Annotated in this window: 9 protein-coding genes; 4 read left to right on the forward strand and 5 right to left on the reverse strand. The window is 42.7% G+C overall.

Annotation, left to right across the window (positions count from 1 at the left end):
- Nucleotides 1-86: 86 nt before the first annotated feature.
- Both NST73_RS09705 and nirB read right to left on the reverse strand, forming a co-directional pair.
- Nucleotides 87-2,225, reverse strand: coding sequence for a nitrate reductase (locus NST73_RS09705; RefSeq protein ID WP_342499076.1), 2,139 nt, complete (start codon nt 2,223-2,225; stop codon nt 87-89).
- Nucleotides 2,222-4,483 carry a nitrite reductase large subunit NirB gene (nirB, locus tag NST73_RS09710; RefSeq protein ID WP_342499077.1) on the reverse strand — a complete coding sequence of 754 codons (2,262 nt, stop codon included), beginning with the start codon at nt 4,481-4,483 and terminating at the stop codon, nt 2,222-2,224. Before nirB ends, NST73_RS09705 begins: the two co-directional genes overlap by 4 nt.
- Before the next feature lie 169 nt (nt 4,484-4,652).
- On the opposite strand from nirB, the gene NST73_RS09715 reads away from it, so the two are divergent.
- On the forward strand, nt 4,653-5,855 hold the full coding sequence (locus NST73_RS09715) for a nitrate/nitrite transporter (RefSeq protein WP_008346586.1): 1,203 nt from the start codon (nt 4,653-4,655) through the stop codon (nt 5,853-5,855).
- Nucleotides 5,856-5,918: 63 nt separating this feature from the next.
- Here NST73_RS09715 and gltD read toward each other — a convergent pair whose 3' ends face one another.
- Entirely contained in the window at nt 5,919-7,403 is a 1,485-nt protein-coding gene (gene gltD, locus NST73_RS09720; RefSeq protein WP_024718332.1) for a glutamate synthase small subunit, read from the reverse strand.
- 16 nt (nt 7,404-7,419) lie between these two features.
- Nucleotides 7,420-11,991 (reverse strand): glutamate synthase large subunit, encoded by a 4,572-nt coding sequence (gene gltB, locus NST73_RS09725; protein ID WP_159159710.1) that lies wholly within the window; start codon nt 11,989-11,991, stop codon nt 7,420-7,422.
- A gap of 153 nt (nt 11,992-12,144) precedes the next feature.
- Between gltB and NST73_RS09730 the strand changes: the two genes are divergently transcribed.
- The 3 genes from NST73_RS09730 (at nt 12,145) to NST73_RS09740 (ending at nt 16,701) form a co-directional block, all read left to right on the forward strand.
- Complete coding sequence (locus NST73_RS09730; protein WP_024718330.1) at nt 12,145-13,047, forward strand: LysR family transcriptional regulator; 903 nt, start codon at nt 12,145-12,147, stop codon at nt 13,045-13,047.
- Nucleotides 13,048-13,141: 94 nt separating this feature from the next.
- Entirely contained in the window at nt 13,142-14,875 is a 1,734-nt protein-coding gene (locus tag NST73_RS09735; protein ID WP_046526851.1) for an ABC transporter ATP-binding protein, read from the forward strand.
- Nucleotides 14,872-16,701 carry an ABC transporter ATP-binding protein gene (locus NST73_RS09740; protein WP_024718328.1) on the forward strand — a complete coding sequence of 610 codons (1,830 nt, stop codon included), beginning with the start codon at nt 14,872-14,874 and terminating at the stop codon, nt 16,699-16,701. The genes NST73_RS09735 and NST73_RS09740 overlap by 4 nt, the downstream gene beginning before the upstream one ends.
- A 59-nt stretch (nt 16,702-16,760) precedes the next feature.
- Here NST73_RS09740 and NST73_RS09745 read toward each other — a convergent pair whose 3' ends face one another.
- Complete coding sequence (locus tag NST73_RS09745; RefSeq protein WP_342499078.1) at nt 16,761-17,582, reverse strand: MerR family transcriptional regulator; 822 nt, start codon at nt 17,580-17,582, stop codon at nt 16,761-16,763.
- Between the last annotated feature and the right edge of the window lie 56 nt (nt 17,583-17,638).

Genomic DNA, 17,638 nt, shown 5'->3' on the forward strand with positions numbered 1-17,638 from the left:
AAACACCCCTCATGTGATCGTTTTTTAGAAAGTACCATAATCTAAACAAAGATGGAAAATACATGTTAAAATTTCTCACATAGTTTTCAATTCTTGTAGGCTGACAGCTGTACAGGACAATATTTAAAACCTGGCATTTTACTGTGTGGATCTAACTGTTTACCAATTAATAGGTTAATTGATTGATGTTTATTCCAGTGAAACGGAACAAACACAGTATCTTTTCGGATGCTATCTGTTATGTGGCACCTCATGATGACACTACCTCGTTTTGACTGGATGGTGACGAGTTCCCCGTGCTGAATCCCGTAAGCTTTGGCTGTATCAGGATGAAGCTCTACATAAGCTTCAAACTGCCGGGCAACAAGAGAGGTGCTTTTTCTTGTTTGAACGCCCGTTTGGTAATGAGCCATCACCCTGCCGGTCGTTAAATAGAGTGGATATTCTGGACTGACTGGTTCTTTTGCACCCTGTTGTCCATGTGCAACGACTGCAAATTTTGCTAATTGATCAGGATGTGAGAATTGATGCTCAAATAGTCTTTCTGTTCCTCGGTCTTCCAAATGAGAGCAGGGCCATAATATGCCTTGCGTCTTCCTTAACCTGTCATAGGTCATACCGGAATAATCGGCTTTGGCTCCTTTCGTTGCTGTTCTCAATTCCTCAAAGATGTCTTCTGCAGATGAAAAAGAAAAAGAGCCGCCTTTGCCTAATACTGCTGCTATATCACAAATGATTTGCCAATCGTGCTTTCTTTGGTGTTTGAGTGGATAGGTTGCTTCTCTCAGCGTAACGCGTCCTTCTATGTTCGTCATGGTCCCTTCGTCCTCTAAATATGACGAAGCTGGTAAAATAACATCTGCGAGTGCAGCCGTCTCAGAGATAAATAAATCAATTGCGACAAAAAAGGACAGCTGCTCGATGGCTTTTTTGATAAAACTTGCATGCGGACCTGATTGAACGGGATTAGAACACATTAAAAAGAGCGCTTTTATCTCTCCTTTCTGCATTTTTTCAAACATTTCAAAAGCAGATACACCTTTTCCAGGCAGTTCTTTTTCATCGATCTTCCATATTTCAGCCATTTCTTTTCTATGTACTGGGTTTGTGATATCACGGTAACCAGGAAGCTGATCTGCTTTTTGTCCATGCTCTCTTGCACCCTGTCCATTTCCTTGCCCAGTAATCGCGCCATAGCCACACCCAATCCGGCCAATTTTCCCAGTAACAAGCAGAATATTCAGGAAATTGCGAACGGATGCTGTCCCGTCTATTTGCTGCTCAATGCCTCTTGCAGTCAGAATCATGCCTGTTTTTTCGCGGGCGAATTTTCTCGCTATTTTTTGAATGACTTTCATCGATACACCGGTTTGCTGCGTAATGTCTTGCAGGGACATGTGTGAAATATGCTGTTTCATTTCTTGAAAACCTGATGTTCGTTTTTTAATAAATTCTTCGTCTAGTAACTGTTCATGAAGCATGACGTGTAAGATTCCATTTGCGAGTGCAGCATCTGACCCAGGCCTTAAGCTGACATGTAAGTCAGCTAGTTTGGCTGTTGCTGTTTTTCGCGGATCGATCACGATGAGAAATGCCCCGTTCTTTTTAGCTTCTTCCAAGTACGGCATGAGGGTCGGCTGACATTCCGCTATATTGGTTCCAACCAATAGTAAAACCCGGGCATGCTTGATGTCACGAAGCGGAAAGGTTAGACCCCGATCAAGTCCAAATGTTTGGTTAGCTGCTGTTGCTGCTGAAGACATACACAGTCTTCCGTTGTAATCAATGTATTTCGTTTTAAGGGCGACCCTTGCAAATTTTCCGAGTAAATAAGCTTCTTCATTTGTAATCGATGCACTACCATACACACTGATAGCATCGTGTCCATGCGCCGCTTGAAGGGTTTGAGTGCGTTTTTTGATTTCATCAAGAGCCTCCTGCCAAGTCGCTTTGACAAATTGACCGTTTCTTTTGATGAGGGGGTGATTTAATCGTTCCTTGTGCAGTGCGTGCTGGTGGGCATGCTGCCCTTTCATACAGATCCTGCCGAACGTGGTTGGATTATGAATACCTATCGTCTGGTAGCGTGTTCGCCCTTCTGCGTGCTGCTCGACTAATTGCATTTTGCACTGCATACTGCAAAACGGACATTGAGATGGGAACACCCTTTTTCGCTCTTGCTGCTCTGATGTTTGCTGCACATATTGTAAGAAAGATTGATTCATACATTCACACCCTTTTGTCTACTTTGCTCAAATTGTTCGCAGAGCTCTTCTCTCATTTCCTCATCGAGCAATTTTTCTCGGATGGAAATGATGCCGTTTTTTTGGATCCAGTCTCCAATAGATTCTTGAAAATATGCACGTTTTCTATAGTCTTCAAGCAGTGCTTTTAAAAAAGGAATCAGCTCATCCGTTCGGCTCACAGAATAAAAAAGCTGACCTGCCTTAGGTTGACGTATGCTGCCTCCTATATAAATGTCCCATTCATCCAGCTGCTTCTTGATGCAGATGTCATAGATGGGGCTGAAATGACATACGCAGGAAGGACCAGCGATATGAATCGATGTGACTGCAGGTAAAAGCGTGTTTTCTAGTTGTCTTTCGATCTCCATGACAAGTGTTGTGACAGATGGATCGTGACGACAATCACATGAAAGAACATGAGAAAGTCTCTTGCTTTCCTGTGGCATGATGTGTCCATGTTCTTTTACAATATGGGCGGCCTCTTGTGAAATACCGATCAGCCGAATTCGTTTATTCTCCGTTAGTTCTACGTGCTGAATTTGCTTTTGCTCTAATAATCCGGTTATCATCTGTAAAAATGTCAGATCAAGACGGCCACCATATAACTGAGGCATTAGTATGTGCTCATGATCTGATGGGCTGTCTTTTACGAAAAGATCTTGAAACTGCTCAAGATAGTATGGAATGGCTGCTCGGCACTTGTCACAGCCGTTATCTGTCATCCAATTAAATTGTCTTCTTACTTGCTCTTCATTCAGCGGCTGCTGATTTTTGATATACGAAAAAATGGTCTGTTTCTCTACATTTGTGCACGAGCAAAACGTGTCCAGTGCTTCCGTTAGCTGATTTGATGAGACATGGCAGCAGGCACGAACAAGCTCTTGACAGCCTCCGCAGCCCGTTGCGGCCCCTGTCTGTTTTTTTATCTCTTCTAAATTTGTCAGCTGATGGGCCGATATGCTTTTGAATATCGCTCCCTTCGTCACCGTGTGGCATTGGCAGATGAGGTCCTCTGTTTTTAATGAATCTAAAGGGGATATCTGCTCTTCATTCAGTGATTTCATGACTACGCTTTTATCACGCCCCACTTTTACATCCTGCAAAAGCTGCTCAGCTCTCTCAAGTTGACCAACTAATACAACGCCTGTGAGCACATCATGTTCAAACACTAGTTTTTTATATACTTCTTGTTCTTCATCTAAGTAAGTCACCACTGAAGCGGAGGGGGATCGGTTTACAATACTGCCAGCAGAATAAATAGATATGTCATTTGCTTTCAATTTTGTTGAACAAATGGCAGGAGGTAAATTCGTGACCAGTTCATCTAATAAATGATTCGCAAGCACGTTTGCTTGTTCATAAATAGGCTGCACAAGACCGTGCACCATCCCCTTATGCTCTGCACATTCTCCAATAGCATAAATATTCTCAACGTTTGTCTGCATGACATCATTTACAACAATGGCTTTTCTTGTATGAATGCCGTGCTGTTTTGCAAGCTCTATATTCGGACGGACCCCTGTTGTGAAAACCACGAGATCAGCATCCACGATGTCTCCACTCTTTAACAGAACGCCTTCTACTCTCTCGTTTCCTAAACATGCAATCGTATGAGCATTTGTTTTTACCTGAATCCCCTTGCGACTTAATTGTTGAGACAAGAGCCCTGCAGCTGTTTCATCTAATTGGCGTTGCATAAGCCAATCCGTGTGATGAATCAAGGTTGTCTTCAGTCCAGCGATCTGTAAACCAGCGGCCACTTCCACACCAAGTACACCACCTCCAATGACTGCTGCACGCTCATAGCGTAAAGAATCAGCGTAAATGGCCTCATAATCGTCAATCGTACGAAAAGCATAGACCCCTTTTTTGGATACGCCTTGTATAGGCAGAAAATGAGGCGATGAGCCTGTGGCGATAACCAGTTTGTCATACGGGATATTCCGGCGTGCTTCTGTCATGAGCAATTGACGCTTTGTATCGATGTGGACAACTGCTTCGCCTGTTTGGATGGTGATGTCATGTTTGGTGTACCATTCTTTTGGCTTTAGTTCAATCTGAGACAATGATTCACTTTTTTGTAAAACCGATGAAAGTTTTATTCGATTGTAAGCTGGGTGCTTCTCTTTTCCAATGATTGTGATGGAATAGCGTTCTGGCTGTTTCTTTACAATATGTTCGATACATTTCATACTCGCCATGCCGTTTCCGATAAACAAGAGTTTACGTTTTGCCATGTGAGATCAACCTTTCTAGCTTTTTGCGCCAAAGCAATGTTTGCCTAGATTATGGCACACATTTGTAAAAAAGTGTTTATCCATGTCATTTTTTCTAACACAATACTTCCATTCCTTCTATCAACTCGCTATCTTTAAGTCAGAAAATTCAAAATAAAGGAGGGGTTTTGTGAAACTCTCAGAATTGACTTCTAGTGGTCACCCTAAGACATTGTTTGGTTCATTTTTATATTTTGACGTGAGTTTCATGATTTGGGTTTTGCTGGGGGCACTCGGTGCTTTTATTGCACAAGATTTTGCCTTATCGACAATAGAAAAAGGCATGATTGTAGCCATTCCGATTTTATCCGGATCTTTTTTTCGAATTGTGCTAGGCCTATTAACAGACCGAATGGGACCTAAAAAAACAGCGATGATGGGCATGATTTTGACCACCATTCCGCTCATATGGGGGTTTTTCGGTGGTACAACCCTTTCAGAGCTAGTACTGATCGGGATTTTATTAGGGGTTGCAGGTGCGAGTTTTGCGGTCGCTTTACCGATGGCAAGCCGCTGGTACCCTCCTCATTTACAAGGGGTAGCGATGGGAATTGCCGGCGCCGGAAACAGCGGAACACTGATCTCGACACTCTTTGGACCAAGGCTTGCGGAGATGTATGGCTGGCATACAGTGATGGGGCTCGCTCTTATTCCTTTAAGTTTCGTCTTTTTGTTTTTTATTTTCACAGCAAAAGATGCACCAAACCAGCCCGCCCCTCAGCCGCTTCGGTCCTATTTTTCAGTCTTTCAAGTGAAAACAACGTGGTTTTTCTGCCTGCTTTATGCGATTACATTCGGTGGTTTTGTCGGCCTTTCAAGTTTCTTGAGTATTTTCTTTGTGGACCAATATGCGATTTCAAAAATTCATGCTGGTGATTTTGTGACGCTTTGCGTGGCGGCAGGCAGCTTCTTTCGACCAGTTGGCGGTTTGATTGCCGATAAAATTGGCGGGATGAAAGTACTGCTCGGTTTATTTGCTTTGATTGGTATCTGTTTAGGGGCAGTGAGTAGTCTACCTGCTTTACCAGTGGTCATTGCGCTTTTATTTGTCGGAATGATGTGTCTTGGTATGGGGAATGGGGCGGTGTTCCAGCTTGTGCCGCAAGTGTTTCATAAGGAAATTGGAATTGTGACTGGAATTGTAGGGGCTGCAGGAGGCATTGGGGGATTCTTTTTACCAAACGTTCTTGGCAGTTTAAAAGAAATGACGGGCTCCTATACGTTTGGTTTTTTGACCATTTCTCTTTTTGTTCTTGCTGTCTTCCTCTGTTTGGTTGTATCCCAGTTCAAACGTAAAAAAGTCATTATCCAGCCAACCATGTCTGAATCATAAAAAGCCATGACCACTCTTTGGTCATGGCTTTTCTCTATATATGGTAAACACCCTTTGTTTGACCTATTTTGGCAGAACCGAACTCCCCATTAAATAACGGTCTACCTCATGCGCCACTTGTCTGCCTTCGTTAATTGCCCAGACAATCAAGCTTTGACCGCGTCTTGCATCTCCCGCTGCAAATACGCCTTCTACATTCGTTGTATATTCCCCATATTTTGCGTCAATCCGATTGTTTTTGCTGTCCACGCCAAAGTGTTTCACTAGTGGCTGTTCAGTTCCCTCAAAACCAATCGCAATAAAGACTAGCTGAGCTGGCCATACCTTTTCTGTTCCTGGAATCTCATGAAATTCAAACTTCCCTTGTTCGTTTTTCACCTTTTCCATTTGAATGGTATGAAGCTCTTTTAACTTCCCATTTTTATCAGCCACAATCTTTGTGGTTTGAATCGAATATTGGCGCGGGTCTTCTCCAAATTTTGCTTGTGCTTCTTCGTAAGCATAATCTAGAGAGAAGACATAAGGCTGTTCTGGCCACATGTTATCCCCTACACGTGTATCTGGAAGCTTTGGATGCTTTCCGAATTGAACAACACTTTTTGCTTTTTGGCGAAGTGCAGTTGCGACGCAGTCAGCGCCTGTATCTCCTCCGCCAATCACAATGACGTCTTTCCCTTTTGCGTCAATAAAGTTTTTATCTTTGAATCCTGAATCAAGCATGCTTTTTGTTGCGAGTGTTAAATAATCCATTGCCAGATGAATCCCTTTTGCTTCCCTGCCTTCAATTAACAGGTCACGCTGCTTTTGTGCACCTGTACAAAGGATGACTGCATCAAATTGCTCTTTCAGTTCATCAGCCGTGATATCCACACCAATTTCTGTATTGGTCACAAAGTCAATCCCTTCTTGTCTTAGAAGTTTAACTCTGCGCTCAACGACTTCTTTGTCGAGCTTCATATTCGGAATACCATAAGTGAGCAGTCCGCCTAGACGATCAGATCGTTCAAACACGGTTACAGCGTGTCCTGCTTGGTTTAGTTGGTCTGCACTTGCCAGTCCTGCTGGTCCTGATCCGACAATAGCGATCTTTTTCCCTGTACGGCTTGAAGGAATTCTTGGTGTAATCCAGCCATTTTCAAAACCTTTATCAATGATCGTCCGTTCGATATTTTTAATCGATACTGCTGGATCATTGATCGCGACGGTACATGAGCCTTCACAAGGTGCTGGACATACTCTTCCAGTAAATTCAGGGAAATTGTTCGTTTTTTGTAGTCTTTCAAGCGCTTCTTTCCATCTGCCCCGGTAGACAAGGTCATTCCATTCTGGAATTAAATTGTAGATCGGGCAGCCAGAAACGCCGCCCCTGATCTCCATTCCAATTTGACAAAACGGTGTTCCGCAATCCATACATCTAGCACCCTGCTGTTTCAATACCTCATCTGTATAAGGAGCTGAATATTCTTTCCAGTCATTTTGACGAGTGAGAGGGTCACGTTCATTTGGCTTTTCTCTTTTATAATCCATAAAACCTGTTGCTTTGCCCATTGTCCTCTCCCCTTTCTTAATGAGCGACGGCTGCTTTTTGCCCGTTTGCCGTTTCTTTATTTTTCGGTTTTGTGTTTGCTTCAAATGCGAACATAACAGCTTCCTCGTGGCTGAGGCCTGCTTGTTTTTGTTCCTCAATGCTTTGAAGCATCATTTTGTAATTTCTCGGAATGATCTTAATGAATTGATTCTTTTCTTGTGCCCAGTTCTCTAGAAGCGCTGCTGCTTTTGAGCTGTTTGTATAATCAAGGTGTTCCTGAATCATTTGCTTCACTTCTTGTTCTTCTTCGTGATCTGTGAGTTTTTCAAACATGATCATTTCCATGTTACACATTCTTTTGAACTGTTTTGCATCGGATGTATGCACGTAAGCGATACCGCCAGACATCCCTGCGCCAAAGTTCTTCCCAACGTCACCTAAAATGACAACACGTCCGCCAGTCATGTATTCACAGCCGTGATCACCGATTCCTTCAACGACCACATTGACACCTGAATTACGCACGGCAAAACGTTCACCTGCACGACCGTTAATAAACGCTTTTCCGCTTGTCGCGCCGTAAAATGCAACGTTACCGACAATCACGTTCTCATGTCCATTTTGTACAAAGTGATCAGATGTTTTGACAGCAATTTTGCCTCCAGAGAGTCCTTTGCCGATATAGTCATTTGAGTCACCTGTTAAATATAAAGACATCCCCTTTGGAACAAATGCGCCGAAGCTTTGTCCAGCTGAACCAGTGAACCGAAGTGTGATCGTATCCTCTGGCAGACCTTCTTCGCCGTAGCGCTTAGACACTTCACTGCCCGTAATCGTTCCAGCTACACGGTGAATGTTGCGAATGTTTAGTGACAGATCAACTGGTGTTTGATGATCGAGCGCTTCCTGTACATAAGGGAGAATCTCATTCATATCCAGTGATTCATCAATTTTATGATTTTGCGGCGTTCTGAATGTGCGTGGTCCCTCTGGCTGATAAAGCAGGGTTTCAAGGTTCAGCTGTCCTGCTTTCCAGTGTGCTTTTGCTCTTTCACTTACTGATAAAACATCCGTACGCCCAATCAATTCATCCATTGATGTAAAGCCAAGTTCAGCTAAAATTTCTCTTACTTCCTCTGCAATAAACATCATGAAATTGACAATGTGATCAGGGTCACCCATGAATTTTTTGCGAAGTTCAGGGTTTTGAGTAGCGACTCCGACTGGGCAAGTATCTAAATGACATGCTCTCATCATGACGCATCCTAATACGACAAGTGGAGCTGTCGCAAAGCCGTATTCTTCTGCTCCTAAAATCGCAGCCATGACAACGTCGCGTCCTGTCATTAATTTGCCATCCGTCTCAAGAACGACTCGCTCTCGAAGGCCGTTTAAGACAAGGGTTTGATGCGCTTCTGCCAATCCAAGCTCCCAAGGAAGTCCTGTATGTTTAATACTTGTTTTCGGAGAAGCTCCAGTACCGCCATCATATCCACTAATTACGATGACATCCGCTGTCCCTTTTGCTACACCTGCTGCAATCGTACCAACGCCAGCTTTAGAAACTAGCTTGACACTGATGCGTGCATCACGGTTTGCATTTTTCAAATCATGGATCAATTGAGCCAAATCCTCGATTGAATAAATATCATGGTGAGGCGGTGGTGAGATTAGGCCAACACCTGGCGTAGAACCACGTACGTCTGCGACCCAAGGATATACTTTATTTCCTGGCAGCTGTCCGCCTTCTCCCGGCTTTGCACCTTGCGCCATTTTAATTTGCAGTTCATCTGCATTGACTAAATAATGACTTTTCACGCCAAAGCGGCCAGAAGCAATCTGTTTAATCGCACTTCTGCGATCATCCCCGTGCTCATCTACTGTGAAGCGTGCAGGGTCTTCCCCGCCTTCTCCGCTGTTGCTTTTGCCGCCAATTCGGTTCATCGCAATCGCTAGTGCTTCATGCGCTTCTTTACTTAGTGAACCAAATGACATCGCACCTGTCTTAAAGCGGCGTACAATGGATTCAGCAGATTCAACTTCTTCTAGACGAACTGGCTTTTGTTTTGAACGAAAAGCAAATAGATTTCTAAGGAAACCAATTCGTTCTTCATCCGCCGCCTTCGTATATTGCTTAAATAGATCATAATCTTCGTTGCGGCATGCCCACTGAAGGGTATGAATGGTTTTTGGATTAAAGGCATGATGCTCTCCATTTTTTCTCCACTGGAACTCACTGCCTGATTCTAGCGTTTGATCTGTTGATGCCTGATACCCAGCCTCATGACGAAGCTTTGCTTCACTTGCAATGGTGTCAAGATCAATACCGCCTAGCTGTGAAGCTGTTCCTGTGAAATACGCCTGGATGACATCTTCACTAATGCCGACTGCTTCAAAAATTTGTGCGCCTCGATAGCTTTGGACAGTGGAAATTCCCACTTTAGACATTACTTTAACTACGCCCTCAGTCACACTTTTCCCAAACTTTGTGACAGCTTCATCAAAGCTAATCGCAATCGCTTCTTCAGCAATAAGCTGTTTGTATGTTTCGTAAACGAGGTACGGATGGATCGCATCTGCACCGTAGCCAATCAGTGCGGCAAAATGATGAACCTCTCTTACTTCTCCAGATTCTACGATTAAGCTCACCTTTGTTCGTAAGCCTTGACGCACAAGATGCTGATGAAGTGCACTCAATGCAAGAAGTGGTGGAATCGGCACTTTTTCTTCCGTCATGTCACGATCGGAAAGAATTAGTAAAGATACCCCTTCACGAATCGCTTTTTCTGCCTCTTCAAACATCGCATCAAGACCACGTTTTAGGTCATCAGTGAAAAGTGTATGAATCGTTTTGCTTTTAAAGGCGTTATGAACAATCGTTTTCAAGCCGTTGAACTGCCCGCTTGTTAAAACTGGTGTATAAAGTTTAATTCTTCGGCATGAATATTCATTTGGATGTAAAATATCTCCCTCAGCACCTAACCAAGTCATGGTCGATGTAACGAGCTGCTCACGAATGGCATCAATTGGCGGGTTCGTCACTTGAGCAAACAGCTGTTTAAAATAAGAAAACAGCGACTGCGCACGATCTGATAACACAGCAAGCGGTGTATCACTTCCCATTGAGCCGATTGGGTCCTTGCCTTCTTCTAGTAAAGGAATTAAATATTTTTGAATGTCTTCGTACGTATAATGGAAAGCACGCTGACGTGTTAACAAATCACTCATTATACTAGAATTTTCTGAATTTTCTTCAGAGCGATTGACGTGAACCATTTCTTCATCGAGCCATTTTTGATAAGGAAGTTCATTCGCAATCGAAGATTTCACTTCTTCATCCGAAATAATGCGTCCTTCTTCTAAATCGATTAACAGCATTTTACCTGGCTCAAGACGGTCTTTATACTTCACATCTTCTTCATTTGTGTCGATGACGCCGACCTCAGATGAGAAAATGATATGATCGTCATTTGTTACGTAGTATCTCGCAGGTCTTAATCCGTTCCGATCTAAGATGGCGCCGATTTGTTTACCATCCGTAAACGAAATCGCTGTCGGGCCATCCCACGGCTCCATTAACGAACTATGATATTCATAAAATGCCCGTTTCTCTTTAGACATGTGCGTATTCTCCGTCCACGGCTCAGGAATCAGCATCATCGCTGTATGAGCAGGAGTACGCCCTGCAAGCACGAAAAATTCAAAGGCATTGTCTAAAATGGATGAATCACTTCCGTCTGCATTCAGCACTGGCAAAATCTTGTCTAGATCTTCTCCGAAGGCTTCAGACACGAATTGTTGTTCTCTTGCTCTCATCCAATTGATGTTTCCTCTTAATGTGTTGATTTCTCCGTTATGAATTAAGTAACGGTTTGGATGCGCTCGTTCCCATGTCGGGAATGTATTTGTACTAAATCTTGAATGAACAAGTGAAAATGCAGAAACAAATGTTTCATCCTGTAGATCAAGATAAAAAGCATCAACTTGATCTGATGTTAAAAGCCCCTTATATACAATGGTTTGACTAGACAGACTGACAAAGTAAAATTGTTTTTCCTCTGCTGTTCCCCAGTTTTCAGCCTGCTTACGGATGACATATAATTTTCGTTCAAATGACAAACGGTCTGTTACGTTGTCGTTTGCTCCGATGAACACTTGCCGGACAACCGGACAGCTCTTCGCTGCAACCGTTCCAATTTTCCCAGCATCAACAGGGACCGTTCTCCAGCCAATTAATGTTTGCCCTTCTTGTTTAATGAAGCCGTTGATCTTTTGTTCGATCGCTTGACGCGTTTTGGCATCATCATCTTTTGAAAAGAACACCATTCCTACCCCGTAACGGCCCTTTTCAGGAAGTGCAAAGTCTTGACAGTTCTTTCTAAAAAAAGCGTCTGGCAGTTGTACCATTAAGCCGGCACCATCACCTGTATACGGATCACTGCCTTGCCCGCCGCGGTGATCAAGCTGGCACAGCATTTGCAATCCCTTTTTGACGATGCTATGTGTCGCCTCCCCTTTTAAATGGGCGTACAGTCCGATTCCACATGCATCATGTTCAAATTCAGGACGGTAGAGACCTTGTGGTTGTGGTAGTTGATTATAAGTCATCGTTTCTCTCCCCCGTTTAAAAGATCCGTTTTTTCACAGTAATAAAATCTCACAAACTCTGTAACTTATTTTAAGTTTTCAAATTAATATAAACAATATATAATTTAGATCAAAACAATCTCTTTTTGAGATAGATGGGTGTGAAGTGCAAAAATGGAGCTTCGTCAATTACGTTATTTTGTAGAAGTTGCTGACCGTGAACACGTGTCAGAAGCGGCTGAAAACTTACACGTTGCCCAATCTGCCATCAGCCGGCAGATTGCCAATTTAGAAGAAGAACTTGGAGTGGCTTTATTCGAACGAGAAGGACGAAATATCAAATTAACGAAAATCGGCAGACAATTTTTGGACCATGTCAGAACCGCCCTAAAAGCGATAGATTACGCCAAAGAACAAATTGATGAATACTTAGACCCCCACAAAGGGACAGTGAACATTGGATTTCCTACAAGTCTAGCAAGCCAAGTGCTCCCTTCTGTCATTTCCGCATTTAAGCTGGAATATCCAGAGGTCGATTTTTTACTTCGTCAAGGTTCCTATAAGTTTCTGATTGAAGCTGTCAAAAATCGAGACATTGATCTTGCCTTTTTAGGACCCGTCCCGACAAACGATCCTCAAATAGAAGGAAATATCTTGTTTTCCGAAAGCATTTATGCCCTTTTACCTATTAGTCACCCCTTTAGCGGGCAAAGAAGTATTCATTTAAGTGATTTGAGAAAAGACCATTTCGTTTTATTTCCTGAAGGGTATGTGCTGAGACAAATTGCGGTTGATGCCTGTAAGCAGGCTGGCTATGAGCCAACTATCTCATCTGAAGGAGAAGATTTGGATGCCATTAAAGGTCTTGTGTCAGCGGGTATGGGCGTTACTTTATTACCCGAAAGTGCTTTTTATGAAACAACACCGCGATTTACAGTGAAAATTCCCATTGATTTCCCTCAAGTGAGAAGAACGGTCGGAATTATTGCTTCTAAATCGAGAGAGATGTCTCCTTCTGCCCATGATTTTTATATGTTTGTAAAGGACTTCTTTTCAAAAATTGAACAATATAAATAATTCATTAAAACAAGACATTTCATTTGTAGAAATAATCCCTCTTTGTATATGATGAGTTACAGAACAACAGACTATATGGAAGAAAGGTAATCGTATGAAATCAATTTTATCGTTTTTAAAGCCCTATCGGCTATCCGTTGTGTCCATTGTGATTCTCACCTTTTTAAGCAGTATGCTCCAGCTGTATTTACCGACGCTTACGGCAGATATCGTTGATGTCGGGATCGTCCAAGGAGATGTCGCTTATATATGGAAGGTTGGGGGCTGGATGGTGGCTTGTTCTTTACTTGCAATCTTGCTCACGATTTGGAAGTCCTACTTGTCATCTAAGACAGCTCTAGGCTTCGGGCGTGATATGAGAAGACAGCTGTTTGTGCATGTCGAACAATTCTCATTAGAAGAATTTCAAAAAATCGGGACATCTTCCTTTATTACAAGATCCACAAATGATGTGAAACAAGTTCAAGATGTCACGATCATGATCTTACAAATGATGACACGGGCGCCTCTTATGCTCGTTGGTGGAATTATTTTGGCTGTATCTAGAGATGCTGTGTTATCTCTCATCTTTTTAGCAGCTCTTCCCCTTCTTGGCGGGTTCATTTATTTGGTGTCAAGAAAAGCAATCCCCCTCTTTGGCCAGCTTCAGAAAAAAACGGACCGGCTGAACTTGATTATGAGAGAGTCGCTTTCAGGCATTCGGGTCATTCGTGCGTTTAACCGAGTAGATGACGAAAAGGAACGTTTTCAAGAAGCCAATACATCGTATAAGGATACTGGCCTTAAAGTCAATCGATTAATGGCGTACTTGTTCCCTTTTATGCTCATTATCATGAACTTCACGAATATCGGCATTGTCTGGATTGGCGCTAATCGGATTGATGCCGGACAGATGGAAGTCGGGAATCTGATCGCCTTCATTCAATATGCGATGATGATTTTAATGGCACTCATTATGCTGTCTATGAGTTTTATTATGGTGCCTAGAGCTCAGGCATCAGCTAAACGGATGAATGAAGTGTTAAATCTAGAACCAAAAATTAAAGACAAAAAAGAAGCTGTCACTAAACTTGATCAGCCAGCCCAGTCCATTCGCTTTGAGGATGTGTCATTTTATTATTCAAATGCTGAAAAACCAGCCGTTCAAGACATGACGTTTGAAGCCAAAAAGGGTGAAACGACGGCAATCATCGGCAGTACAGGTTCCGGGAAAACGACCCTTCTTCAGCTGATGACACGTTTTTACGAGGCAACAGAAGGAAAAATTACATTAGATGGTGTCGATATTAGAGAATTGCCTCAAGAGAAACTGAGAAGTCAGATGGGTTATGTTTCTCAAAAAGCCATTTTATTTAGCGGAACCATTGCCGATAATGTGCGCTTTGGCAAACGAGATGCTACAGATGACGAGATTTGGCAGGCACTGCGGACAGCACAGGCCGAAGAATTTGTTTTGCAAAAAGATGGCGGAATTCACGCAGAGATAGACCAAGGGGGTTCGAATCTCTCTGGCGGTCAAAAACAACGTCTTTCGATCGCAAGAGCACTCGTAAGAAAACCCGCATTCTACCTGTTTGACGATAGCTTCTCTGCCCTTGATTACAAAACGGATGCAAAACTTCGGTCAGCGCTAGAAGCTGAAAAAGAGCATGCTGCTTTGATTATTGTGGCCCAAAGAATCAGCACAGTGAAGCATAGCGATAAAATCATTGTGTTAGATGATGGAAAAATAGCAGGTATCGGTACACATGAACAGTTACTGAAAGATAACCTTGTCTATCAAGAAATAGTCGCATCACAGGAAGGTCAGGAGGTGGAGCAAGGATGAGTAAAAAAATGTCTTCTGGAATGGGACATAAAGGCGGTCACCCAAGGGGCCCAGTACAAAAACCGAAGGAATTTAAAAAAACACTTCTTCGTTTAACGGGCTATTTAAAACCGAGGAAATTTCAGCTGATCATTGTCCTGATTGCAGCGATCGGTTCAACCGTTTTTAATGTCGTCAGTCCAAAATTACTTGGGGATGCCACCTCTTCCCTATTTGAAAGTTTTACACAAGGAACTGGCGTTCAATTCGATGTCATTTCACGCATTTTATTGCTGCTTGTTCTATTATATGTCGTGGCATCTCTTTTCTCATTCGTGCAGCAATATGTGATGGCGGGTGTCTCGCAGCAGACCATTGCTGAATTAAGGCAAGAAGCAAATGACAAGCTCACACGTCTCCCCCTTCGTTATTTTGATAAAACAACACACGGAGACACGCTGAGCCGGGTGATGAATGACATTGATAATATTAATACTTCTTTACAGCAGGCACTCACGCAAGTGATCACATCTGTCATTACAGTCATTGGAATTGTCGTCATGATGCTTTTCATCAGTCCGCTACTGACGCTGCTTGTTTGTTTGACGCTGCCTCTTAGTTTGTTTGCGATTCGAGGCATTACATCATTTTCGCAAAAGCATTTTAAAGCACAGCAAAAAGAACTAGGGATGATCAATGGACATATTAATGAAATGTTCACAGGACATCAGACGGTTCGTGCGTATGGCTATGAAAAGAAAGCCATTGATACATTTGATCAATTAAACGAACAACTATATGAATCTTCAAGAAAAGCACAATTTATCTCCGGCTTAATGATGCCGATGATGACCTTTATTGGGAATCTTGGCTATGTGGCGGTAAGTGTTGCTGGCGGAATTCTTGTCATTAACGGGAATATTCGTGTTGGGGATGTGCAAGCATTTATCCAATACACACAGCAAATGTCGCAGCCGCTTGTGCAAGCATCCAGTGTTGCAAACTTAGTTCAATCTGCTATCGCTTCTGCTGAACGGGTGTTTGAAATTCTGGATGAAGAAGAAGAACATGCGCAAGAAGATGCAGCGATTGATCTTAAATCCCTTTCCGGAGATGTGGCCTTTGAGCACGTTCACTTCGGTTATGAGAAAGATCAACCCATTATTAAAGATTTGAATTTACAAGTCCGAGAAGGACAAACGGTGGCCATTGTTGGGCCAACAGGTGCTGGAAAAACAACGATTATTAATCTGTTAATGCGCTTTTACGAGCTAGATCAAGGCTCCATTCGCATTGGCGGCGTAAAAACAACCGACCTCAGCCGAGAGCAAGTGCGTGACTTATTTGCGATGGTTCTTCAGGATACATGGCTCTTTGAAGGCACAATTTATGACAACATCGCATATGGCAGACCAAATGTTTCAAAAGAGGATGTGTTGAAGGCCGCTAAACATGCCTATGCAGACGATTTCATCCGCACCCTTCCAGATGGATATGACACACTCTTAACAGAAGATGCCGGCAACCTCTCACAAGGTCAGCGTCAACTGTTAACCATCGCCCGTGCCATCTTATCTGATCCGAAGATATTAATCTTAGATGAAGCAACAAGCAGTGTCGATACACGGACAGAGATGCATATTCAAAAAGCGATGAATGAATTAATGAACGGCAGAACAAGCTTCGTCATTGCACATCGACTTTCAACGATTAAAGATGCCGATCTCATTTTAGTCATGAAAGATGGCACGATCATTGAAAAAGGAACTCATCGTGAGCTTTTGAAAGAAAAAGGCTTTTATGCAGACCTCTATATGAGTCAATTTGCCGAAAACCAAGTCGGTTAAATAGCACCAAAAAGGATAGACAGCATGTAAAAATGCCTGTCTATCCTTTTTGTTATGCCTTAAGCTTCCCGTTTTCTGACTTTCACACTAAGTTTTGTCATGTAATCCGCTTCATTTTTAGACATCAGAGAATGAAGTAAATACTCCTCAAAGACAGCCCCATCCAGTATCATATCCTCTGCTTCGATTCGATCTAATAAACGTGAATAGGCAGTCTCCATCTCTTCATATGTTCCTTGTTGATACATGACTGCATATAGACCCGCAGGCTTTTTGACTGCATCCGGCCCTTCCATTCGGCAAAACAGCCTATCAGACTGATGATAATGACGCTGCAAAAACTGCTCCTTGTTTAAAACAGAACCATTTGCCGCGGCACCTTTAATACCAATCCCTTTCAGAAATTCTCCTACAATTCGAGAAATTTCTTCTATAGGTGTGTTTGAATCAATCGGGTTTGATGTACTGAGGACGATCGATTCATCTGGCAGTTCTTGAAACAAGACCTCCCCTGTTTTCACTGATGATAATTCATTCGTTGTCTCGATCACACGAAAAAGAAAAGATTGAATATCCTGTAGTTTTTGGATCTCCTCCCCGACCTTTTCTGCTTGCTCAACCGCCAGGCTTTGCAATTTTTCCTGAGAAGGCTCAGTAAAGTATTGTTTTAATTGCTTGATCGGAAATTGAACAGCGCGAAGAGATTGAATGGCCATGAAATGATCAAACTGTTCAAATGTATAATAACGGTACCCATTTTCCTGAACACCTGTCGGCTTAAACAAATCGATTTTATCATAATAGAGCAGTGTATCTTTTTTCACTTCAAATAATGCCGCAAATTCTCCAGTTAAAAATGTTTTTTGAACATCGCTCATCATTTTTAGGGCTCCTTTCTTGACTATGGAGTTACTCCATTCTTTATGATAACATGCAG

This window comes from Bacillus sp. FSL W7-1034, assembly GCF_038593365.1.
Taxonomy (GTDB): Bacteria; Bacillota; Bacilli; order Bacillales; family Bacillaceae; genus Bacillus; species Bacillus altitudinis.